Raw genomic sequence first — 21,990 nt, forward strand, 5'->3', positions numbered from 1 at the left:
AACAGAGACACACAATCTTTAAAGGCTCAAATCACCGCTCAGGTAAACAAACCGGAGGGAATTGTAAAAACCAGCCTTTGGGCTGCTTTTTATCCTTGGGCTTTGCCCGGCGGACCGTTGCGCGTTTCGCGCAACGTCTCTCGAAAGCTGCGTGCCTCGCTTTCTCGCGAACCAGGGGGGTTAAAGCCCTCTCCGAGGGTGCCAATTAAAAACCCCGCAAGGCTTTGCCTGACGGGGTTTTTAATTGGTAGCCGAGGAGGGACTTGAACCCCCGACACGCGGATTATGATTCCGCTGCTCTAACCAGCTGAGCTACTCGGCCACAGAGTATATATAGCGTATGTATTCTGCGGGTTCCGTAAGCGCCGGAACGGGGCGGTTTTTACGTCAGGGAACCGCCCCCGTCAAGCGCCTTTTTGGTGTTTTGCGGAAAAAAGATATCCGCAAAACCAGCAGGTGAGCAAATGCCCCGCCTGCCCGCCTTATTGATGATCGAGCCGCCGATCAGGCCGCCGTCGGGGCGTGTGCTGCCAGAAGTTCCTGACGGGTGATCCAGCCGCCGCCCATTACCCGGTCGCCAGAATAGAAAACGCCCGCCTGCCCCGGTGCGATGCCGAACTGCGGGTCGTGCAGTTCGATGCGGGCCGCGCCCGTCCCTTCGGGGTAGATGGTGGCCGGAGCCGGTGCCATGGCGGAGCGCAGTTTGACTTCGACCTCGACCCCGTTCGGGTCAATCGCGTCACCATCAAGCCAGTTCAGTTCCTTGACATAGACCATCTGGATCGCAAGCGCCGATTTCGGGCCGACCACGACCTGCCGGGTTTCGGGCAGGAGTTTGACGACATAAAGCGGTTCTGCGGTGCCGCCGATGTTAAGACCGCGCCGCTGGCCGATGGTGTAATGGATCAGGCCGCGATGATCGCCCAGCACATTGCCATCAAGATCAACGATCTGGCCCGGTTCACCGGCTTCGGGGCGGAGCTTTTCGACCAGACGGGCATATTTGCCATCCGGGACAAAGCAGATATCCTGACTGTCGGGCTTATCAGCCACTTCAAGGCCGAATTTGGCGGCAAGCGCGCGGGTTTCGGCCTTGCTCATCAAATGGCCCAGCGGGAAGCGCAGGAAATCGAGCTGTTCCTGGGTCGTGGTGAACAGGAAATAGCTTTGATCGCGATTGGGGTCGGCCGCACGGTGCAGTTCGGCATGGCCGTTGGCACCCAGTTTGCGCTGCACGTAATGGCCCGTCGCCATGCAATCCGCACCTAGGTCATGTGCGGTTTCGAGCAGATCGCGGAATTTGACCGTCTGATTGCATTTCACGCACGGGATCGGGGTTTCGCCGCGCATATAGCTGTCGGCAAAATCATCGATCACTTCTTCGCGGAAGCGTGATTCGTAATCGAGCACGTAATAGGGAATGTCGATATCCTCGGCCACCTTGCGCGCATCATAGATATCGCGCCCGGCACAGCAGGATTTGGCGCGTGACGGCGCATTCGCCCCCATATCGTAAAGCTGAAGGGTAATGCCGACCACGTCATAGCCTTCGGATTTCAGAAGGGCCGCAACGGCGGAGCTATCGACCCCGCCCGACATGGCAACAACCACGCGGGTATCTTTCGGGGCTTTGTCAAAGCCAAGAGAGTTCATTTTTCCCACCCATCCGCGGGTCAAGGCCGCGGCGACAAGAAGTTGATGTAAAATAGCGGCAGACCGAGACCAGTATCGGCGTCCGGTCCATGATCCCTGCCCCGCGTCATTCCCGCGAAGGCGGGAATCCAGCCTTACCCGGTATGCCGCGACGTGCGGCAAGATGGATTCCGGGTCTGCGCTTCGCTTCGCCCGGAATGACGGGAGGAGCAAAGCGGGAAGAGATCAACAAACCGGGCGGTTTTAACCAGCCCAGAAAGCATGTTCGCACTCATATAAGGCATCTGCGCCTATTTTGCCAGATCAAGCCCCATCTGCCAGAAATCGGCTTCAAGGCGGCTTGCCTTGGCGAAGATTTCCGTCAACCCCGCGATCCGTGCATCCCCCCCGCGGGTTTGCGCGGTATGTTCCAGAAGATCGATTTCGGCCTTTGCCACGTCCTGGAATTCGGTCGAGGCATACATCTCGATCCAGGGGCGGTACGGATTACCATCCAGCCTTGTATCAGAACTTGCCATCAGGCGGTTTGCGATTTCGGCATAGCCAACCATACAGGGCATCAGGGCGACCTGAAGATCAACCACATCACCCCGCGCGCCACAATCGAGCACATAGCGGGTATAGGTGATGCAGGCGCGGGATTCTGGCTGTGCCACGATGTCGGCCTCAGACAGGCCCCAGCCTTTGCAGAAGTCGAGATGCAGGCTCATTTCCATATCAAGGATCGCGTGGACCGTGCCGGAAAACTGGCGCATGGCGTGCAGATCATCGGCCTTATAGGTCGCAAGCGCATAGGCGCGCGCGAACTGGATCAGAAACAGGTAATCCTGAATGAGGTAGTGCCTGAACGCGGCTTCGGGCAGGGTTCCGTTGCCGAGCTGTTTGACGAAGTCGTGGCAGACATAGCTTTGCCATGCATCGGGGGCATTGGCACGCAGTCGGCCAAACAGGCTTTGGGCCGGGATGATATCGGTGAAGGTGTCAGTCATGGTTGTCAAAGCCCCTGCCCGTGGTGATGTCGAAATACGGATAAAACAAAGCCAGCCTGCGGAAGGGTCCGGGCTGGCTTGTATCGATGCGGGTTCTGCTGTCTGGATTCCCGCTTTCGCGGGAATGACGAGCGGATGGATAGACCTCCCCCTGAAAATCGTCATACCCGCGAACGCGGGTATCCAGACCTTCGTGCCACAGCCTCAAAACCAGCCACCGAACCCGCAGCACCATGGACTCCCGCTTTCGCGGGAGTGACGAAAGGCTGGAAAGCCCCTCACGGCGCAGGCGGGAATGACGGCAAGGCAGAAATCCTAATCGTCGCGTTCATCGATCCATGCCATCTGGATGGCTTCGAGGATCTTCTCGTTTGATTTCGCGGGATCGTCGTCGAAGCCGTCAAGTTCACAGATCCATTTATGCAGATCGGTATAACGCAGATTGACGTTATCCTTGTCGGGATGGGCTTCTTCAAGCTCGATCGCGATATCCTGAATATCTGTCCAGCGCATGGGTGTCCCCCTTTGGGCTTGGGCGGAATTTCGGTGTTACTTGTCGACCATCATGTTGCGCGTGGCAGACGGCAGCATGACACGCAGGCCGTCGAGCTCGTCGCTCATGATGATCTGGCAGCCAAGGCGCGAGGTCTCGGTCAGGCCGAATGCGAGGTCGAGCATGTCTTCCTCGTCTTCGCTTGGCTCGTCGAGCCTGTCAAACCAGCTATCGTCAACAACGACATGGCAGGTCGAGCAAGCGAGTGATCCTTCGCAGGCACCTTCAAGGTCGATGCCATTCTTGTGGGCAGCTTCCAGAACGGACAGACCGTCGGCAACGTCAAATTCCTTTTCGGTGCCATCGGGTTCAACAAAAACGATCTTAGGCATCTGTGCCTTTCTCCTCGGTAATACTTTTTCGTTCGATCTCTGGTCCGACCTGACCTTGGCGGTTGCACGGGACAATCGCCGCAGTTGGCCGGTTTGTCAATTATGTCTGGTCCGTTTAATGCACCTGATCGACATTGCGACCGGCAAGGGCCTGACGGATGCGGGCGTCCATACGGGCCTCGGCAAAGGGACGCGATGCGTCTTCCAGGGCCTCGGCCTGTTCGTTGATAAGGTCGCGATCCGTGCCCGACATGGCGGCTTCGAGTTTGGCAATCGCGGCTGCAATATTGTCTTCGTCATCGGATGTCAGAAGTGCTCTGTCGGCATTCATTGCGGCCTGAACGGCCAGAACATTGCGGCGTGCTTCGACCCGTGCCTCGGTCAGGAGGCGCATTTCCATATCCTCGCGGGCATGAACCATGCTTTCGCGCAGCATGTTGGACATTTCAAGTTCATTGATGCCATAGGTCGGCTTGACCGCGACTTCCTGTTCGGTGCCCGTCGTTTCCTCGCGCGCCGATACGGTCAGAAGACCGTCGGCATCGACATTGAAGGTCACCTTGATGCGCGCGGCACCAGCCGCCATTGACGGGATACCGGTCAGCGCGAAGCGCGCCAGCGAACGGCACTGATCGACCATTTCGCGTTCGCCCTGCACCACATGGATCATCATGGCCGACTGGCCATCCTGATAGGTGGTGAATTCCTGTGCCTTGGCGACCGGGATCGGGGTGTTGCGGTCAATGACCTTTTCGACAATCCCGCCCATGGTTTCAAGACCGAGCGACAGCGGCGTGACATCGAGCAGAAGGTTGTCGGAGCCACCCGTCAAAGCCTCTGCCTGAAGGGCAGCGCCAAGGGCGACGACTTCGTCCGGGTCGATATCGGAAAGCGGGTCCTGTTCGAACAGATCGGCCACGGCCTTGCGTACGGCGGGCACACGGGTCGAGCCGCCGACCAGCACCACACCCTTGACGTCGTCGGCCAGAATATCGGCGTCATCAAGGACCTGTTCGGTAATCGCAATCGTGCGCGAGACCAGCTTGGCGATCATGGCATCGAATGCGGCACGGGTGACGGTGTGGGTGGTTTCCGCACCACCGAGCGAGACGGTGATTTCCGTCTGGTCGCTATCGGTAAGTGCTTCTTTGACCTTGCGTGCGGTTTTAAGCAGGCGTTTGGCATCCGACGCATCAAGATCATCGGTGGTGCCGCCGTCTTTACGTTCGGCCAGAAGATATTCGGCAATGGCGTGATCGAAATCATCCCCGCCAAGGGCGGCATCGCCGCCGGTTGCCTTCACCTGGAAGACGCCCTTCTGCATTTTAAGCAAGGAAATATCGAACGTGCCGCCGCCAAGGTCGTAGACGGCATAAAGACCTTCTGCGCCGTTATCAAGGCCATAGGCGAGTGCGGCGGCAGTTGGTTCATTGACCAGACGCAGGACTTCGATCCCGGCCAGACGGGCGGCGTCCTTGGTTGCGGTACGCGCACCATCATCGAAATAGGCCGGAACGGTGATGACGGCCTTTTCGACCGGCTTGCCAAGGCTTTCCTCGGCCCGTGCACGCAATGCACGCAGGATATCGGCGGAAACTTCGACCGGGGTCAGGACGCGGTCGCCGACATTAAGGCGCACCATCATCGGTTCGCCCGATGGGGTGGCGTCCTCGGCCGGGACTTCGACATGATAGGGCAGCGTGCCGGCAATCGATTTGACATCGGCAATGCCGCGCCCCATCAGGCGTTTGACCGACGATACGACGCGATCCGCATTATCGTTGATCTGATCACGCGCGGCCTCGCCCACCACCGGATCGGCATCCGCGCCATAATAGACGACGGAGGGCACGATGGCATTGCCGCCGGATGTATCGCGAAGCACCTCGGGTTTTTCATCGTTCGAGATCGCGACGACGGAGTTCGTCGTACCCAGATCGATACCAACCGCAAGCTGGCGTTCATCTTCGTGGGGCAGCGGCGTCTGGCCCGGTTCGTGAATCTTTAGCAAAGCCATGAATTCTATCCGTTCTTTTTAAATGATCAGGCGGCGGCAAGACGCGATTTCTTCGCGCGCGCTTCCTCGGTCATTTTCATCAGGTATCTGAGCCGGGTTGTCAGTTTTCTGGCCCGGTCATATGCGTTCTGGTCAAGTGCCTCGGCAACGTCCTGCTCACACGCACGGGCGGCCTTTCGGGTATCCTTGATCATGGCGTCGACCGTATTGCGATCATCGGCATCATGCAGGGCTTCGCGCATTTCCATGGCTTCCATCAGAAGGGCGGGATCGTTGACCGTATGCCCCTCGCCGCCTTCGGGTTCGTGACCGGCCAGACGCAGAAGATATTCGGCCCGCGCGACCGGGTTTTTAAGGGTTTCGAACGCGCCATTCAGGGTTGCCGCCTGCTGTGACGACAGGGCCTGTTCACGGGCGGATTTCGATGCGAAGCGGTCGGGATGGAGCAGTTGCTGCTGCTTAAGGTAGGTTGCCTCTATCGCATCGACATCGATGATGAAGGTGCGTTCCAGGCCAAAGCGCGTGAAATGGTCAAGCTGGCCGGGGGGCTGGATGGCATTGCAGGTATCGCAAAACAGGGCTGATGCCTCGACCGGGCCCTTGCAGGACCAGCAGACTTTATGCTGCGGCTGTTCTGCGGTGCGCGTTTCTGAGGTACCGGTATTGCTCACGCTATGCACTTTCAAGATTTAAAAACAAATGACAGAACGACAAAATAACGACGACCGGGGCTGCTTTCAGTCGATGGCCCCGGTGATCGGAACGTCCATCAGAACATCCATCACCGGGGCCATGACCGATCAAGAAGCAGGGAAAACCCGGCAGACCGTCAGACGTGGAAGGATTCCCCGCAGCCGCAACGCCCCTTTTCATTGGGGTTACGGAAGACGAAACCTTCTTCCAGACTGGTGACCTCGTAATCCATCTCGGTGCCGAGCACGAACATGATGGCTTTGGGGTCAATCAGAAGCTTAACGCCGTCCTCAAGCTCGACGACTTCTTCGAAGCCCGATGCATCATCTGCATATTCAAGCGTGTAGGACAGACCCGAGCACCCTTTGCTGCGCACGCCAAGGCGGATGCCTTCGGATGGTTTTCCGCGGCTATCAAGCAACGCCTTGATATGAACAAGCGCCTCAGGGGTGACACTGATCGGGGACGGTAATGCCATAGTCTTCTCCTGAATTCCCTAAAACGAAGGGGGGTAGAAGCTGCTTATTCAGCAGCTTCGACTTCGCCCTGACCGTTTTTGGTCTTGTAGTCGGCAATCGCTGCCTTGATGGCATCTTCTGCCAGGATCGAGCAGTGAATTTTCACCGGCGGCAGAGCCAGTTCTTCGGCGATCTGCGAGTTCTTGATCGAACCGGCTTCGTCAAGCGACTTGCCCTTGACCCATTCGGTGATCAGCGAGCTTGACGCGATGGCCGAACCGCAACCGAACGTCTTGAACTTTGCATCTTCGATGATCCCGTCGGCGGTCACCTTGATCTGCAATTTCATGACGTCGCCACAGGCCGGGGCACCGACCAGACCGGTACCGACAGACGTTTCGTTCTTGTCCATCGAACCGACATTGCGCGGGTTTTCGTAATGGTCGATCAGCTTTTCACTATAAGCCATGGTAAAAGTCCTCCTAAAAGTCCTGTTTCTCTCTCACGAGAAGGAATAGTTCGTTACGCTTAGTGTTCGGCCCACTCGATCGACTTGATGTCGATGCCTTCCTGGGCCATTTCCCAAAGCGGGCTCATTTCGCGAAGGCGTTCGACAGCGACACAGATCGAATCAATCGCCTGATCGAGCTCTTCACGGGTCGTATAACGGCCAATACCGATGCGAAGCGAGGTATGGGCGAGTTCTTCGTCAACACCGAGCGCACGCAGAACATAAGACGGTTCCAGCGATGCCGAGGTGCAGGCCGAACCGGACGAAACCGCAATGTTCTTGATGTCCATCAGAAGGCTTTCGCCTTCGACATAGGCAAAGGAAACATTGAGGTTGCCCGCAACGCGCTGTTGCTCGTCGCCATTGACATAGATATCGGCCAGGCGATCCCGGAAACGTTTCATGGTGTAGTCCCGCAGCTCCATGATGCGGGCATTTTCTTCGGCCATTTCGTTCATGGCGATGTCGCATGCCTTGCCCAGACCGACGATCAGCGGGGTCGGCAGCGTACCGGAACGCATGCCGCGTTCCTGACCACCACCGGTGATCTGTGCGATGACGCGAACGCGCGGACGACGGCGGACATAAAGCGCACCAATGCCTTTCGGGCCATAAATCTTGTGGCCGGAAATCGACATCAGGTCGATTTTCATATCATCGACATCAAGCGGAATCTTGCCAACCGCCTGTGCGCAATCGGTGTGGAAGAACACACCGCGTTCGCGGCAGATTTCGCCGATTTCTTTCAGCGGCTGGATCACGCCGATTTCGTTGTTCACCGCCATGACCGACACAATCGCGGTTTCATCGGTGATCGCGGCTTTCAGCTGTTCAAGGTCGATCAGGCCGTTATCCTTGACGCCAAGATAGGTTACTTTGAAACCTTCCTGTTCAAGGTGACGGGCACTGTCGAGCACGCATTTATGTTCGGTCACGACCGTGATCAGGTGCGGCTTTTTCTTGCCGTAGAACTTCATCACGCCCTTGAGCGCAAGGTTGTTCGATTCCGTCGCACCCGAGGTGAAAATGATCTCTTTGGACGAGGCGCCAATGATCTTGGCGACCTGGTCGCGTGCGACCTCGACCGCGTCTTCCGCTTCCCAGCCAAAGCTGTGGTTGCGCGAATGCGGGTTACCGAACTTCTCGGTGAAGTAGGGCAGCATGGCATCCACCACACGCGGATCGGTCGGCGTCGTTGCCTGGTAATCCAGATAGATCGGCTTTGCTTTAAGCTCGTTCATAATTAAGGCTTCCTCACTCACTCTTTTTCAGGCCGCGTGGCGCGCACTTTTCTTACGCACTGCATTGCCCCGCATCCGGCTCCAAACGCGGATAAATGTATCAATCTCGTCGTCGGTGGTTTCCAGTCCCAGACTGACCCTTATGGCCGATCCGGCATCCGTAACCCCCATTTCCTTCAATACGTGGCTTTCACGTACCTTGCCTGATGAACAGGCTGATCCCGAACTGATCGCAACCCCTGCAAGATCAAGCGCCATCACCTGGGTTTCCCCTGGCATGCCCGGCAGGATCAGGCAGCTGGTATTGACCAGTCGATCCGTTCCTTTTCCGGCAATCAGAAGTTCGGGGGCTTCTGATGCCAAAACCGTTTCCAGACGGTCGCGCAACGCACGGACATCGTCCATTTTCGCCCGGCTGGTGTCGGCGCGTTCGGCCGCAGCACCAAAGCCTGCGATACCGATCACGTTTTCCGTGCCGCCACGGCGGTATTTTTCCTGACCGCCACCGCGGATCTGCGGCACCAGCATCACGCCGGGCGCAATCGCCAAGGCACCAATCCCTTTGGGGCCGCCGATCTTGTGGGCCGAAATCGACACCATATCGACCAGAAGCTGGCCCATATCGACAGGCAAACGACCCAAGGCCTGAACCGCGTCACAATGGACCTTTGCGCCATATTCGCGGGCCAGAAGGCCGACTTTGGCGACCGGCTGAATAACGCCGGTTTCATTGTTGGCCAGCATCACCGAAACCAGCACCTTCTGCCCGGCATCGGATGCCGCACGCAGCATGGTTTCAAGGGCGGCCAGATCAATGACACCATTGGCATCAACCGGAATACGTTTCGCATCCGACCGGGCTTCGATCACCGACGGATGTTCGACCGCACTGGTAAATACGGTGACATCTTCCAAACCGTTCAGGGCCAGATTGTTGGCCTCGGTACCGCCGCTTGTGAAAATCACACGTTCGGCATCACCACCGATCAGATCGGCAATTTTACGACGGGCATGATCGACAATCTTGCGGGCCGCACGACCGGATGCATGAACAGATGACGGGTTGCCCGCGATTTCCATCGCCACAAGCATCGCCTGCCGTGCTTCGTGGCACAGTGGCGCGCTGGCGTTGTAATCAAGGTAAACCGGGTTGGTCATCTGTTTATAATCATCCTTATTCGCATTTTCTGATCTGCCCTCGATATAGAGGACAAGTTACTGGGCCGCAACCTGGCTCGGCTCTTTGATTTTCGTGGTTCTGGGCTCGAACATGCGTGCCCCGCCCGGAACACGACGATCCACAACATCAGCCAGACTGACAGAGGCCAGATAAAGATAAATCTGGTTGCCGAGTTCTTCCCACAATTCATGGGTCAGACAGCGGCCCTGATTGGCCTTGCAGCCCTTTGGCGAGCCCGATTTGCAGCGGGTTGCGCGGATCGGTTCGTCAACAGCCAGAATAACATCGGCAACGCGGGTTTCCTCGGCCGTGCGGGCCAGAAGATAACCACCACCCGGACCCCGGACAGATCGGACAAGTCCGCCTTTGCGCAATTTGCCAAAAAGCTGTTCCAGATAGGACAGGGATATTTCCTGACGGTCCGCAATATCGGCAAGCGCGACCGGCCGGTCCCTGCTGCTATCAGCGAGATCGACCATCGCCATGACGGCATAGCGGCCTTTTGTACTCAGCTTCACGGTTCGTCCTCCTACCTGTTGATCAGACCCCGAACTGTCGGGAAATGATCACAAGCTCTGTATTTCCTTTATGGGCGATCAACATGTCTATTTGATGCCCGACCTGTATCCGCCCGATTGGGACGGTTACAAATATTACTCTGACGCGGCGACAATCCGCGGCTTTGCCGGTGTATCCGCACCGGCGGCTGTACCTGCCCTGTCGGCTTCAAGGGCGGCAACCTGACTGCGCAACGTCTGGACTTCGCGGCCCAGTTCTTCAAGCGCGCGCGCAACCGGATCGGGCAGATCGCCCAGCGGCGTACCATAGGCACAGAAACGGTCGTCCTTTTCCCGACGGACGATCTTGGCCGGAATACCGACCACGGTTGCGCCTTCGGGGACTTCGGACAGCACGACGGCGTTACCGCCAACACGTGCATTCTTGCGGACAATGAACGGACCAAGGATCTGCGCGCCAGAACCGACAATCACCCCATCTTCAAGCGTCGGGTGACGTTTCAGGCCACGCTGGCCATCGCTATTGACGCTGGGCGATGTCCCACCAAGGGTAACCCCCTGATAGAGGGTAACGTCATCGCCGATTTCGGCGGTTTCGCCAATCACAACACCCATGCCATGATCAATAAAGAACCGTTTGCCAATCGTCGCACCGGGGTGAATTTCAATCCCGGTCAGCCAGCGCAAAATCTGTGACAGGAAGCGTGCGGTTATACGAAAACCGCGCTTCCACAGCCAGTTTGTGCCGCGATATCCCATGATTGCATGGAACGCCGGATAACAGAGCGCGATCTCCCAGCGGGAGCGTGCCGCTGGATCGCGGGCGATCATCGCGTCTATTTCCTGACGAATTAGCTTGAACATCGGGCTGTCCACTGTGTAATTAGTAGCTTCGATTCCCGGCAGCCGACATCGTTGCCCGCAGCGCGAACCGCGCAAAACGGACAGCAATGATGCCATCGGGTTAGCCGGAATATAGGATAACCGAGTAACCTGGTCAAGTATTTGCCCAAAGCAATTTATGCACAAGAACGAAAAAACCTACAAAAATACTCGGATATATTCTTTACTCACCCCATTCCATTCGTGGACAGGAGCAGTCTGATCCATGCCTGAGGTCATTTTTAACGGCCCTGAAGGCCGCCTTGAAGGTCGCTATCACCACAATGGCGCAGACGATTCGCCCATTGCGCTTATTCTTCATCCGCACCCCCAGCAGGGCGGCACCATGAACAACAAGCTGTGCTTTAACATGTTCAACATGTTCAAGGATCGCGGCTATTCGGTCATGCGTTTCAATTTCCGCGGTGTCGGACGCTCGCAGGGCGTTTATGATCAGGGAATTGGTGAATTGTCGGATGCGGCATCCGCCCTTGACTGGATGCAGACCTATAACGCCAATGCGCGCGCAACCTGGGTTGCGGGCTATTCATTCGGTTCGTGGATCGGCATGCAGCTTTTGATGCGCCGCCCGGAAATTGACGGTTTCATTTCGGTTGCAGCCCCGGCCAGCGACTATGATTTCACCTTCCTGGCCCCCTGCCCGTCATCGGGCATCATGATCCACGGGTCGCACGACACCAACATCCCGCTGGCGTCTGTCAACAAGCTTGCCGACAAGCTGAATGCCCAGAAAGGCATCGAAGTTGATATGTGCGTCATCGAAGGTGCCGATCATTACTTTGCCAAGCAGCAGGACGACGTGATCAAGCATACGGCTGCTTATCTGGACAAGCGCAGCGCGTAAGCACTGCCAGCCGGACAAAAAGACCAAAGGCCGCCTGATCAGGCGGCCTTTTTGCTGTGATAGAGCTTTCCGCCCCGGCATGGTTCGGGAACGCCGGTTGTGCCGGGAAAACTAAGCGGCAGATCGCAAAGATGACGGACAGCAAGATAGCCGAAGCATTCGGCCTCGACCGCATCACCGTCCCAGTCCAGATCGTCAACGGATCGTACTGGCACACCCAGCCGATCATTCAAATGTGCCATCAGATAATCATTGTGACGCCCGCCGCCACAGACAAACCATTGCAGGGGAGCCGCAGGCAGGTGATTTACCCCGGCAACAACCGCCGCCACGGTGCATTGCGCCAGTGTTGCCGCCCCGTCGGCAACCCCCAGCTTTGCCTCTGCCACCAGCCCATCAATGCGGAGTGCCATATCTTCGCGATCAAGCGATTTGGGCGGGATGCGGTCGAAATACGGGTCTTCAAGGAATTTGACCTCGATCATCGGGTCTGGCAGGCCGGATGCGGCGGTTGCACCGTTCAGATCGACCGGATTGCCGGTATGGCGCAACATCCAGTCATCGATACGTGCATTGCCCGGCCCGCAATCAAAAGCCAGCAATTCTTCATCGGCACCGATCCATGTGACATTGGAAACGCCGCCGATATTCAGGACAGCCACCGGCATATCAACACCGGCACTTTTCATCAGGGCGGCATGATAAACCGGGGCCAAGGGCGCGCCTTCGCCCCCGGCGGCAACATCGGCCAGCCGGAAATCGGCAACAACCGGAATGCCGGTTTTTTCGGCCAGCATATCGGGCGTTCCGATCTGGCGCGTGATCCCCGATGCCGGTTCATGAAACACGGTCTGGCCGTGAAACCCAATCACACCAATTTCGGATGGGGAAATCGCCGCACGATCCAGCAACATGTTAACAGCATCCACATGCACCAGCGTCAGATCATCGGCCACAACATGTTCGCTGTTGGTGGCAGCACGATTGCCAAAGCAGGCGCGCATGCGTTCGCGTAAGTCAGGGCTATACGGCACGAAAACGGCATGACCGGTACGCCGGACATCGACGCCGTCGGTTTCAATCAATGCCGCATCCACCCCGTCAAGGGATGTGCCGCTCATCATGCCGATGGCCTTGATCCAGCCGGTTGTCATTTTGTACTCCGTTCCCGTATGCGTTTTTGCGTTTGTCCGTGCCGCAAGAGCGCAGATTAAGCCCGATTTATCGCGAAATCGTTACCATGCATTGCAAACAGGGCGTCGATGCGTTGCCGAGGGGATATTTTCTGTGCTAGATCATCGCCTCCGCCCTTTGGGGTGCTCGTATTTTTACACTCACAACCAACATAGCGCAAAAACCATGACTGAACTGAAGTCTGATTTTCTCCGCGTCATGAATGACCGCGGTTACATCCACCAATGTACTGATCTTGAAGGGCTTGATGCCTATGCGTCAGAAAAAAAGGTGGTGTGCTATGTGGGCTATGATTGCACCGCAGACAGCCTGCATGTCGGGTCGCTTGTTTCGATCATGATGCTGCGCTGGTTGCAGAAAACCGGCCACAAGCCGATTGTCCTGATGGGCGGCGGTACGACCCGTGTTGGTGATCCGACCGGCCGTGATGATGCCCGCCCGGTTCTGACCGATGAAATCATTGCCGCCAACATGGCCGGTATCAAAAAGGTGTTTCAGCAGTTCCTGACATTTGGCGATGGCCCGACCGATGCGGTCATGGTCAATAACGCCGACTGGCTCGATAAAATCAATTACATCGAATTCCTGCGTGATTTCGGGCGTCATTTCTCGGTCAACCGGATGCTGAGCTTTGATTCCGTCAAGCTGCGTCTGGAACGTGAACAGTCGCTGAGCTTCCTTGAATTCAACTACATGATCCTGCAGGCCTATGACTTTGTCGAACTGCAGCGCAAATATGGCTGCGTCCTTCAGATGGGCGGTTCGGACCAGTGGGGCAATATCGTCAATGGTGTCGAGCTTGGCCGTCGTGTGGATGACAGTGCATTGTTTGGCCTGACCACGCCGCTTATGACCACCGCATCAGGTGCGAAGATGGGCAAGACGGCATCGGGTGCGGTGTGGCTGAACGAGGAACGCCTGTCGGCGTATGATTATTACCAGTTCTGGCGCAACAGCGAAGACGCCGACGTGATCAAGTTCATGCGTCTGTTCACCGAGCTGTCGCTTGAGCAGATTGCCGAATATGAAAAGTTCGAAGGGGCCGAGATTAACGAAGCCAAGAAAATCCTGGCGTTCGAAGCGGTCAAGCTGTGCCGTGGGGAGGAAGCCGCCCTTGCGGCAGCAGAAACCGCGCGCAAGACCTTTGAGGAAGGCGTTCTGGCCGACGACCTTCCGACTGTCGAAGTTCCGAAATCGGAAATTGATGCGGGCATCGCGGCATTTGATCTGTTCCGTCGGGCCGACCTTGCCAAATCGGGCGGTGAAGCGCGCCGCCTGATCAAGGGTGGTGGGGCCAAGATCAATGACGAGAAAGTCGATGATGAAAACATCATCATTGGCGGTGATGCGGTCAATTCTGATGGCGTGATCAAGCTTTCGGCGGGTAAAAAACGCCACGTTCTGATCAAGCCGGTTTAATCAGGCTATCGCGTCTTTATCGGATTGAAAATCAAAGGCCCCGGGCATGCGTCCGGGGCCTTTGTTTATTTCATCCCGGTTCAGCGCCGGTTATCAGATTGCGGAACACGCCCGGCACAAAGGTCGATAACGGATTGACCGTGACTTCCGGGTCTTCAAGTGCGCCTTCGATGGTGTAGGTCGGGGCGAAAATACCGCCGCCTTCCTCGCCCACCAGCAAATCCCCCAGAAGCGGTATCGCACCAAGGGCGGAATTAAGCGCATAGATCGGCACAATCGAGCCTGCCAGCCGGATTTCGGCCTTTGCCATGTCAATCGAGCCATTGCTGGTCACGCCAACCGCCGAGCCGTTGGCGGCAAATTTGCTGAGCGCGAGCACATCATTGGCATAGGTGAAATCGCCGTTCAGTTCGTCAAAGGCGATGCCGTTTCCGCCCAGCACATCGGCAAGACCGGTGAGCGATGCCGCGCCCAGAACACGGGCGGCAAGCGGTGCATTCACCGCCCGGAAAGCCGTGATATTGACCTTGCCCGTGAAGGGTTGCGACCATGTGCTATCATCAACCGTCCCCTCGATGGCAAGCGCGCCCCCCAGAAGATTCTCGTACAAATCCACCGCACGCAGGAACTTGCCGGCATCTTCGCTGGTCAGGCGGACATTTCGCGTTTTCGCATCCTTGCGTTCGACCTGGACAAAGACGTTTGACCGATCCCCCAATGTGCCGTTCAGAACCAGTCCGTCCCATTCATCGCCAACGACGTGAATGGAACCTTCAAGATCGCCAAGCAATTCGGAATTGGCCATGATCACCTGATCGATCGACAGGAAGATATCGGTCTTCCCGCCAACGCGCGAGGCATTCTGGCCGATGCCACCACTATTGGGGCTTTCGACCGGGCCGGGATCACGCGGCGCATCGTCATCGGCGATCCATGGCTGCGCATCGGCCTGACGGGCGGCGATTTCAACCTCGCGGTTTTCGCCGGTCTGGTTAAGCAGGATCGATCCATCGCGCAGAACGGGACGGTCCCCCTTGATCAGAAATTCGGAGGCTTCGAGCCGGATATCCATCGCATCGAAATCCCCCGCCGGGCTGGCCGGTTTTTGCGCGCCGTCCTTTGGGCTGTCTTCGACGAAGGAACGCAGATCAAACTGCTTGCCCTTGAGATCGACCAGAAGCTTGCCCCCCTGATCAACCGTGATGGCCCCGGATACGGCAAGGTTTTCGCGGAACCGGGTATCATTCAGATTGATGGTGAACTTATCGGCAATCGGGCTGTCGCCGCGCCAGCGCCCCTTGGCCTTGGCGACCAGTTCAGGTGCCATCAGATCAAACGACCGGACTTCACCCGCCCCATTGGCCTTGACGGTCAGGTCAAACGCAAGGCTGGCATCCTGCCCCGGTGTTTTGTGATAATCGACCATATCAAGCTTAATGTCGGCGGCAGACAGGCTGGTTTGCGCCTTGATAACGACATCGCGGCTGCGCAGATGTTCGATGGTGACCTTGCCGGTGGCGACACCGCTTGCATAGGGATCGGCGGCAAAGCCGACCTGTTCCAACGCGGCAAGATCAAGATCGCCTTCAAGGTCATAGTGGCTGATGACGGGCGTATCATCGGCAAAGCTTTCGATCCATTTGATGTTTGTTCGGCCCTTGCCAATCGCGGCCTCGCCCGACAGTTCGAGCCCCTTGGTATTGACCTGCAATTCAAAGGTGCCATCGGAAAGATCAAGTTCACGGAACGCATCGGTAATCGCGGCATTTTCGATGCGCGATGCAGCGGCGACCTCGACATCATCGAAAGACAGGTCTTTGAGCAATGGGAAATGCAGCTTGACGCGGGTTGCCTGTTCGCCATCGACCTGTGCGGGATCGATGCCAAGCTTGGTTGCGAAACCAAGCGGTTCTTCATCGATCATTTCAAGCACATTGCGCGCGCCGCCGTGGGCGACAACCTCGATATCGGCCATTTCGGTGTCGGTATCAAGCTGCGAGAAGACAAGCGTTGCCTCGTCAACCACGATCCCGTCAGCTTCGCCTTCATTAACGAAAATGCTGAAACTCGACTGATCAAACTCCGCCCGTCCGCCGGCACCCAGAACCGATGGCATATCGCCAAGATAATGCACGGTAACACCGGTCATGTTCATTTCGCCGTCCAGATGATCGACAACGATGTTTCCGGTTTCGTCCTGATGCAGTCTGGTGCGCAGTTCGGCCTGATGAACGATCCCGTCTGTCAGGTTTTCAACCACCCAGGTGCGTGCATTATGGCCAATGGTTTCGGGCCACAATTGCGGCAGGTCATTGGTCCGCACATCGGTTGCCGTCGCCGTGATATCGATGGCCCACTGGCCCAGCGGGTTTAGCGCAACACCTTTGAGCACCACGGCGGTTTCCCCGGCTTCGATCCGGACGTCATCAAAGCTCAGCCGACCGGGTACGAAGCTCAGATCCGCCTTGCCACCGGTGACATGATAGGAAGCGGTCATGGGGGCGGGAAAATCAACCCGCCCGACCCCAAGATCAAGATCGGTGCCAAGTTCGATCACGCTGCCATCCGCGCCAAGTTTTGCGGTGACACGTCCGGTTACCGGCACCTCGATCCCGGCCAGATCGGCAAACATATCGGAAATGCTGGTCAGTTGTGATGGAACGACTTCGCCCAGATCGACCGCCATATCGATTTCTTCGATCCGGCTGTCATATTCGGCGGTGACATTCACATCGGTCGAGACCGTCCCGGCATTGACCTTCATCGTCGCATCCGCGTGGATACCCATGGGTTTACGCGACAGTCGGATATCGGCAGACGGTGCAGACCAGACGATATCAAGCGCTTCGTCACGTACTTGAAGATCCGCGCCAGACACCCCGAACGATTCAAAATAGGCTGCTGCCGGGAAATCGGCGGCCTCGCCCGACAGGATCGCAACGATTTCGCGCATTGCACTGCTGCCGTCGCGGATGCCGCGCTGTGCATCGCTTAACGGTTGATCGTGTTCGGGCGATGGGTTTTCCGAGGCGGTTGGCATCGGCATGGTTACGACGGGTTGATCGGGATTGTTCTGGGCCGGTGCCGTACCTGCAACGTCATCTGCGCTATCGGTTTCTGCCGCAGGCACAGGTACCGTATCAGATTTCACCGCATCCGTGGTTTCGCGGCTTGCCTGTTCGTTCGCGGTATAACCGATATCGATCTTGCCATCGGCACGGCGCACAAGGCGTAATTTGGGGCCGATCAGGTTGAGTTCGCGCAGCGCCAGAACGCCGTCAAACAATGCGCGGCTGGAAAACACCACGTCGGCCTCTGGAACATGCAGCATTTCATTGTCCGCACCGTCGCGGACCGAAACATCGCGCAATCGGATATCGAACCGTTCCTGCCATCCGCGCCAGAACAGGACCATATCGCCAACATCGAAACGGGTATCGCCGCTGCTTTCGTTCAGCTCGGCCACGACATACGGTACGAGACGATGCAGGGAAACCGGGCCTTGCGAGATGCGCCAGACCAGTACACCAAGGAAAACGCCGACAAACAGGACCACGGCAGCAAGAAGCAGCCCACACCAGCCGGTAAAGATTTTGATGCGACGCACCTGCCTAAAGATCCCGAATTTACGATGCCATGAATGACTTTTCAATCAATGCAATAACGCCGTCAAGCCAATGAAGTTTCGCGGATGGCGAAAAACCTAATAAATGTAAACTGATACTGTTTCCCTGTCGCCTTTTTGGTATCGTCGGAAACAAAGGAAACAATCTGTGTCATGTCCTGCCCCTGACCGGATGCCGGAAATAGCCAGCAAAGCACGACAAGCCAAGGGATAGCCCGGTTCGACGTCCAAGAGCAATAACAAGAGCAACACAAGGAAAGCAAAAAGTGTCTCTTTCCTGGATTACACCTGATCTGCCGAAACCCTTCGATGCGGATCGCTGCAATAACGGTTTCGAAAGATGGTCAGCACTTGCCGATCGTCCCGTCTTTGAACATCTGGCACAACAGATTGGCGACATTGCGGCCAACAGCCCGAAAAAAGATGTTCTGGCGGCAATGTTTGGCAATAGCCCATACCTGACAAACCTGTGCCTGCGCGATCCCGATATCGTCTGTCTGACCTTTGATCAGGGACTTGATGCCGCCTTTGACGCCGCCCTTGATCCGGTGCACAAAAGTGCGAATGCCAGCGCCCTGGATCAGGCAAACACCATGGCCGAAGTGCGCAAGGCGAAACGCCGGGCGGCTTTGGTTATTGCGATGGCCGATATCTGCAAGGCCTGGACGCTTGATAAAATCACGAGCGCGATTAGCACCACAGCCGAGGTCACGCTTGAGTTCGCCTTGGCGCATTGCCTTTCGGCAACGGCCAGACAGCGCAAATTCGACCTGCCCCATCCCGATGATCCGTTGCGCGATTGCGGGATATTTGCGATTGGCATGGGAAAGCTTGGCGCCAAAGAGCTTAACTATTCATCCGATATCGACCTGATCTTCCTTTATGATCACGAGGTCGTCACCTATATCGACCCGGATCGTTTGCAGCAGGATCTGGTGCGGATGGTGCGCGATGTTACGCGCATCATGGAAGAACGCACGGGTGATGGTTATGTTTTCCGCACCGATCTGCGCCTGCGCCCCGATCCGGCATCCACCCCGCCGATCCTGTCGATGCTGGCGGCTGAAACCTATTACGAGACGGTTGGTCAGAACTGGGAACGTGCGGCAATGATCAAGGCACGCATCGTTGCAGGCGACAAAAAATCAGGGGATATATTCCTTGAAATATTGCGCCCTTATGTCTGGCGCAAGCATCTTGATTTCCTTGCCATTCAGGACATTCATTCGATCAAACGCCAGATCAACGCCCACAAAGGCGGCAGCAAGGTCGTGATTCCGGGCCACAATATCAAGCTTGGCCGCGGCGGCATTCGCGAGATCGAATTTTTCGCCCAGACCCAGCAACTGATCTGGGGCGGGCGCGAGGTTGCGCTCCGCTGCAAGGCGACCTGTGATGCGCTGCGCGAATTGACCGAATTTGGCCAGATTACCGAACAGGTTCGCGACGAAATGCTTGTCGCCTATGAGTTTTTGCGCACCGTCGAACATCGTTTGCAAATGACAAACGACCAGCAGACGCAGACATTGCCCGACAATGACGAAGGACTGCACTGGCTTGCGACCTTCCTTGGCTATGCCACGCTTGATGGTTTCAAAGCCGATCTTCTGCATCATCTGCGTAAGGTCGAAAGCAATTATGCCGAACTTTTCGAAGATGATATTCCCCTGGTCGCATCCGACGGCAATCTTGTCTTTACCGGAACGGAAGACGATCCTGATACAATTGAAAATCTGCGCCAGATGGGGTTCGAGAACCCGACCAATGTTTCGGTTACCGTGCGCGGATGGCATCACGGGCGTTATCGTGCCACCCGGTCAAGGCGGGCACGTGAAATCCTGACCGAGCTGATGCCGACCCTGTTGAAGGCATTGTCGCAAACCACCAACCCGGACATGGCGTTTCGCGCCTTTGATGAATTCCTCAAAGGGCTGCCTGCTGGCGTTCAGCTTTTCTCGTTGCTGACGGCAAATCCGGAACTGCTTGAGCTTCTGGCGCAGATTGCCGGTACGGCACCGCGCATGGCCAAATATCTGGGGCGCAATGCCGGGGTGCTTGATTATGTTCTGATGTCGGGCTTCCACGACGAACTGCCCGATGCCGATACGATGCTTGAGGAACTCAACAGCCTTCTTTCGCGCGAGGATATGGTCGAAGACTGGCTTGATACCGCACGGCGCTGGGCGAACGATCAGAAGTTCCGCATTGATGTGCAAACCATCCAGAACCGCCATACCCCGCATCAGGCAGGCCGGGCATTGGCCGATGTCGCCGATGTGGCCATTCGCGCGCTTTTCCCGCGCATTGCCGATGATTTTGCGCAAAAGCATGGCAAGTTTGACGATGGCGGGCTTGCGGTCTTTGCGCTTGGCAAACATGGCGGGCAGGAACTGTCGCCCGGTTCCGATCTTGATATGATCTTTGTCTATGAAGTGCCCGAGGATGCCGAAGAATCAAATGGCGAAAAGCCGCTTAGCCCCGGCCATTATTACATCCGGCTCAGCCAGCGTTACATCAACGCCCTTTCGGCACCGACGGCCGAGGGGGTCCTGTTTGAAACCGACCTTCGCCTGCGCCCCAGTGGCAACAAGGGACCACTTGCCACCCATTTCAAAAGTTTCGAGGCCTATCAGCTTAACGAGGCCTGGACGTGGGAGCATATGGCACTGACCCGGTTACGTCCGGTTTATGGCCCGCAGGCCCTGTGCGACAGGGTCATGGAAACCACCAATTCGGTGTTGCAGAAAAAGCGCAATCCCGATGATCTTCTGCGCGATGTTTATGACATGCGCAACCGCATGGATGCCGGCAAGGGGGATAGCCACCCCTGGGCGATCAAGATGCGGCGCGGCGGGTTGGTTGATCTGGAATTCATTGCGCAATATCTGCAACTGGCGCATGCCCATACCCATCCCGAAATCCTGTCGCCCACCACGCGCGAGGTTTTCAAAAACCTGTCATCCGCCGGGATACTGGAGGCAGAAGAAGCAACCTTCCTTGCCAATGCAGGATCATTCTGGCTGGCGTTGCAGGCAATGCTGCGCCTGACGACCGAAGGGCCGTTTGATCCCGCAAATGCCAGTACCGATTTGCGCCGTATGCTCGCACGCGCCGGGCAATGCGATGATTTCGATGCCCTTCAGGCCAAGCTTGACGAAACAGCAGGCCGGATCAAGGCGATCTATGATCGTCTGATTACCGAACCGGCCGAAAAACTTCCGCCCCGTTCGGAATGAGCAGAGTGATCCGGAACAATTTGCAATGCTTATAAGGTTTTGTATTTTCGCAAGCACGGTCTGGAGAAACTTCCTGACATGGCTTTCCGAAGCTGGTCAGGGATGTGCAACTTTGAACAAGGATAGAACAATGGCACTTGATGTTGGTGACAAAGCCCCTGATTTCGACCTGCCGACCGACGGCGGCGGTTCGGTCAAATTATCGGACCTTAAGGGCAAACCGGTTGTGATCTATTTCTATCCCAAGGATATGACGCCGGGCTGCACGACGGAATCGTGCGAATTCCGCGATGCCGAACCCGATTTCAGCGCGGTCAACGCCCAGATCATCGGTATTTCCAAGGACAGTGCCAACAGTCACGACAAGTTCAAGGCCAAACATGACCTGAACTTTATTCTTGCATCGGATGAAAACAGCACGACCTGCGAGGATTACGGCACCTGGACCGAAAAAAGCATGTATGGCAAAAAATTCATGGGAATCGAGCGCAGCACATTCGTCATTGATGGTGATGGCGTGATCCGGAATGTCTGGCGCAAGGTAAAGGTCAAGAACCACGTGGCAGAGGTTCTTGCCGCGGTCAAAGCACTGTAATTTACCGCCCCAGTCTTACGAATAGGGAC

General features: G+C 56.7%; 18 protein-coding genes and 1 tRNA gene. 4 read left to right on the forward strand and 15 right to left on the reverse strand.

From position 1 onward, the window contains the following. Positions 1 to 245: 245 nt before the first annotated feature. The 13 genes from IT971_RS12470 to cysE all read right to left on the reverse strand — a co-directional run bounded on the left by IT971_RS12470 (position 246) and on the right by cysE (position 11,009). Positions 246 to 322, reverse strand: a tRNA-Met gene (locus IT971_RS12470). Positions 323 to 504: 182 nt separating this feature from the next. Continuing rightward, positions 505 to 1,653, reverse strand: a complete 1,149-nt coding sequence (gene mnmA, locus IT971_RS12475; protein WP_063095794.1) for a tRNA 2-thiouridine(34) synthase MnmA — start codon at positions 1,651 to 1,653, stop codon at positions 505 to 507. Between the two features lie 290 nt (positions 1,654 to 1,943). Further along, positions 1,944 to 2,642 (reverse strand): thiaminase II, encoded by a 699-nt coding sequence (gene tenA / locus IT971_RS12480; RefSeq protein WP_063095792.1) that lies wholly within the window; start codon positions 2,640 to 2,642, stop codon positions 1,944 to 1,946. A 315-nt stretch (positions 2,643 to 2,957) separates the two neighbouring features. Next, a complete protein-coding gene (iscX, locus tag IT971_RS12485; RefSeq protein WP_007091921.1) occupies positions 2,958 to 3,155 on the reverse strand; it encodes a Fe-S cluster assembly protein IscX in 198 nt (65 codons plus the stop codon). A gap of 36 nt (positions 3,156 to 3,191) precedes the next feature. Further along, the gene (locus tag IT971_RS12490; RefSeq protein ID WP_007091922.1) at positions 3,192 to 3,527 is read right to left on the reverse strand and encodes a ferredoxin family 2Fe-2S iron-sulfur cluster binding protein; all 336 of its coding nucleotides are present in this window, start codon (positions 3,525 to 3,527) and stop codon (positions 3,192 to 3,194) included. A 115-nt stretch (positions 3,528 to 3,642) separates the two neighbouring features. Beyond that, positions 3,643 to 5,544, reverse strand: coding sequence for a Fe-S protein assembly chaperone HscA (hscA, locus tag IT971_RS12495; RefSeq protein WP_063095788.1), 1,902 nt, complete (start codon positions 5,542 to 5,544; stop codon positions 3,643 to 3,645). A gap of 26 nt (positions 5,545 to 5,570) precedes the next feature. Then, the gene (hscB, locus tag IT971_RS12500; protein ID WP_007091924.1) at positions 5,571 to 6,215 is read right to left on the reverse strand and encodes a Fe-S protein assembly co-chaperone HscB; all 645 of its coding nucleotides are present in this window, start codon (positions 6,213 to 6,215) and stop codon (positions 5,571 to 5,573) included. Between the two features lie 158 nt (positions 6,216 to 6,373). Further along, a complete protein-coding gene (locus IT971_RS12505) occupies positions 6,374 to 6,715 on the reverse strand; it encodes an iron-sulfur cluster assembly accessory protein (protein ID WP_007091925.1) in 342 nt (113 codons plus the stop codon). A 44-nt stretch (positions 6,716 to 6,759) separates the two neighbouring features. After that, positions 6,760 to 7,164: a Fe-S cluster assembly scaffold IscU gene (gene iscU / locus IT971_RS12510; protein WP_007091926.1), complete on the reverse strand. Its 405-nt coding sequence runs from the start codon at positions 7,162 to 7,164 to the stop codon at positions 6,760 to 6,762. Positions 7,165 to 7,223: 59 nt separating this feature from the next. Further along, positions 7,224 to 8,447: an IscS subfamily cysteine desulfurase gene (locus IT971_RS12515; protein ID WP_007091927.1), complete on the reverse strand. Its 1,224-nt coding sequence runs from the start codon at positions 8,445 to 8,447 to the stop codon at positions 7,224 to 7,226. A 27-nt stretch (positions 8,448 to 8,474) separates the two neighbouring features. Further along, the gene (locus tag IT971_RS12520) at positions 8,475 to 9,605 is read right to left on the reverse strand and encodes a cysteine desulfurase family protein (RefSeq protein ID WP_063095785.1); all 1,131 of its coding nucleotides are present in this window, start codon (positions 9,603 to 9,605) and stop codon (positions 8,475 to 8,477) included. Positions 9,606 to 9,662: 57 nt separating this feature from the next. Further along, the gene (locus tag IT971_RS12525) at positions 9,663 to 10,145 is read right to left on the reverse strand and encodes an Rrf2 family transcriptional regulator (RefSeq protein WP_063095783.1); all 483 of its coding nucleotides are present in this window, start codon (positions 10,143 to 10,145) and stop codon (positions 9,663 to 9,665) included. A gap of 135 nt (positions 10,146 to 10,280) precedes the next feature. Continuing rightward, positions 10,281 to 11,009, reverse strand: coding sequence for a serine O-acetyltransferase (gene cysE / locus IT971_RS12530; protein WP_040059877.1), 729 nt, complete (start codon positions 11,007 to 11,009; stop codon positions 10,281 to 10,283). A gap of 244 nt (positions 11,010 to 11,253) precedes the next feature. Here cysE and IT971_RS12535 point away from each other — a divergent pair, with 244 nt between their 5' ends. Next, positions 11,254 to 11,892 (forward strand): alpha/beta hydrolase, encoded by a 639-nt coding sequence (locus IT971_RS12535; protein ID WP_007091931.1) that lies wholly within the window; start codon positions 11,254 to 11,256, stop codon positions 11,890 to 11,892. Between the two features lie 38 nt (positions 11,893 to 11,930). Here the strand turns inward: IT971_RS12535 and IT971_RS12540 are convergent, their stop codons facing one another. Beyond that, positions 11,931 to 13,046: an anhydro-N-acetylmuramic acid kinase gene (locus IT971_RS12540; RefSeq protein WP_063095781.1), complete on the reverse strand. Its 1,116-nt coding sequence runs from the start codon at positions 13,044 to 13,046 to the stop codon at positions 11,931 to 11,933. 205 nt (positions 13,047 to 13,251) lie between these two features. Here IT971_RS12540 and tyrS point away from each other — a divergent pair, with 205 nt between their 5' ends. Beyond that, on the forward strand, positions 13,252 to 14,505 hold the full coding sequence (tyrS, locus tag IT971_RS12545; protein ID WP_007090264.1) for a tyrosine--tRNA ligase: 1,254 nt from the start codon (positions 13,252 to 13,254) through the stop codon (positions 14,503 to 14,505). Positions 14,506 to 14,575: 70 nt separating this feature from the next. Here tyrS and IT971_RS12550 read toward each other — a convergent pair whose 3' ends face one another. Further along, positions 14,576 to 18,112 carry an AsmA-like C-terminal domain-containing protein gene (locus IT971_RS12550; protein ID WP_063095779.1) on the reverse strand — a complete coding sequence of 1,179 codons (3,537 nt, stop codon included), beginning with the start codon at positions 18,110 to 18,112 and terminating at the stop codon, positions 14,576 to 14,578. A gap of 284 nt (positions 18,113 to 18,396) precedes the next feature. Here IT971_RS12550 and IT971_RS12555 point away from each other — a divergent pair, with 284 nt between their 5' ends. Together IT971_RS12555 and bcp are read left to right on the forward strand one after the other, a co-directional pair. Beyond that, entirely contained in the window at positions 18,397 to 21,366 is a 2,970-nt protein-coding gene (locus IT971_RS12555; RefSeq protein ID WP_063095777.1) for a bifunctional [glutamine synthetase] adenylyltransferase/[glutamine synthetase]-adenylyl-L-tyrosine phosphorylase, read from the forward strand. A 130-nt stretch (positions 21,367 to 21,496) separates the two neighbouring features. Further along, the gene (bcp, locus tag IT971_RS12560; protein WP_007090267.1) at positions 21,497 to 21,961 is read left to right on the forward strand and encodes a thioredoxin-dependent thiol peroxidase; all 465 of its coding nucleotides are present in this window, start codon (positions 21,497 to 21,499) and stop codon (positions 21,959 to 21,961) included. Positions 21,962 to 21,990 lie beyond the last annotated feature (29 nt).

Source organism: Thalassospira sp. B30-1 (genome assembly GCF_015767575.1).
GTDB classification, from domain to species: domain Bacteria; phylum Pseudomonadota; class Alphaproteobacteria; order Rhodospirillales; family Thalassospiraceae; genus Thalassospira; species Thalassospira xiamenensis.

Excerpts from the sequence above, each read along its gene's own strand:
- mnmA (WP_063095794.1), bottom strand. The coding sequence starts at position 1,653 with ATGAACTCTCTTGGCTTTGACAAAGCCCCGAAAGATACCCGCGTGGTT.
- tenA (WP_063095792.1), bottom strand. The coding sequence starts at position 2,642 with ATGACTGACACCTTCACCGATATCATCCCGGCCCAAAGCCTGTTTGGC.
- iscX (WP_007091921.1), bottom strand. The coding sequence starts at position 3,155 with ATGCGCTGGACAGATATTCAGGATATCGCGATCGAGCTTGAAGAAGCC.
- IT971_RS12490 (WP_007091922.1), bottom strand. The coding sequence starts at position 3,527 with ATGCCTAAGATCGTTTTTGTTGAACCCGATGGCACCGAAAAGGAATTT.
- hscA (WP_063095788.1), bottom strand. The coding sequence starts at position 5,544 with ATGGCTTTGCTAAAGATTCACGAACCGGGCCAGACGCCGCTGCCCCAC.
- IT971_RS12505 (WP_007091925.1), bottom strand. The coding sequence starts at position 6,715 with ATGGCATTACCGTCCCCGATCAGTGTCACCCCTGAGGCGCTTGTTCAT.
- iscU (WP_007091926.1), bottom strand. The coding sequence starts at position 7,164 with ATGGCTTATAGTGAAAAGCTGATCGACCATTACGAAAACCCGCGCAAT.
- IT971_RS12515 (WP_007091927.1), bottom strand. The coding sequence starts at position 8,447 with ATGAACGAGCTTAAAGCAAAGCCGATCTATCTGGATTACCAGGCAACG.
- IT971_RS12520 (WP_063095785.1), bottom strand. The coding sequence starts at position 9,605 with ATGACCAACCCGGTTTACCTTGATTACAACGCCAGCGCGCCACTGTGC.
- cysE (WP_040059877.1), bottom strand. The coding sequence starts at position 11,009 with ATGTTCAAGCTAATTCGTCAGGAAATAGACGCGATGATCGCCCGCGAT.
- IT971_RS12535 (WP_007091931.1), top strand. The coding sequence starts at position 11,254 with ATGCCTGAGGTCATTTTTAACGGCCCTGAAGGCCGCCTTGAAGGTCGC.
- IT971_RS12540 (WP_063095781.1), bottom strand. The coding sequence starts at position 13,046 with ATGACAACCGGCTGGATCAAGGCCATCGGCATGATGAGCGGCACATCC.
- tyrS (WP_007090264.1), top strand. The coding sequence starts at position 13,252 with ATGACTGAACTGAAGTCTGATTTTCTCCGCGTCATGAATGACCGCGGT.
- bcp (WP_007090267.1), top strand. The coding sequence starts at position 21,497 with ATGGCACTTGATGTTGGTGACAAAGCCCCTGATTTCGACCTGCCGACC.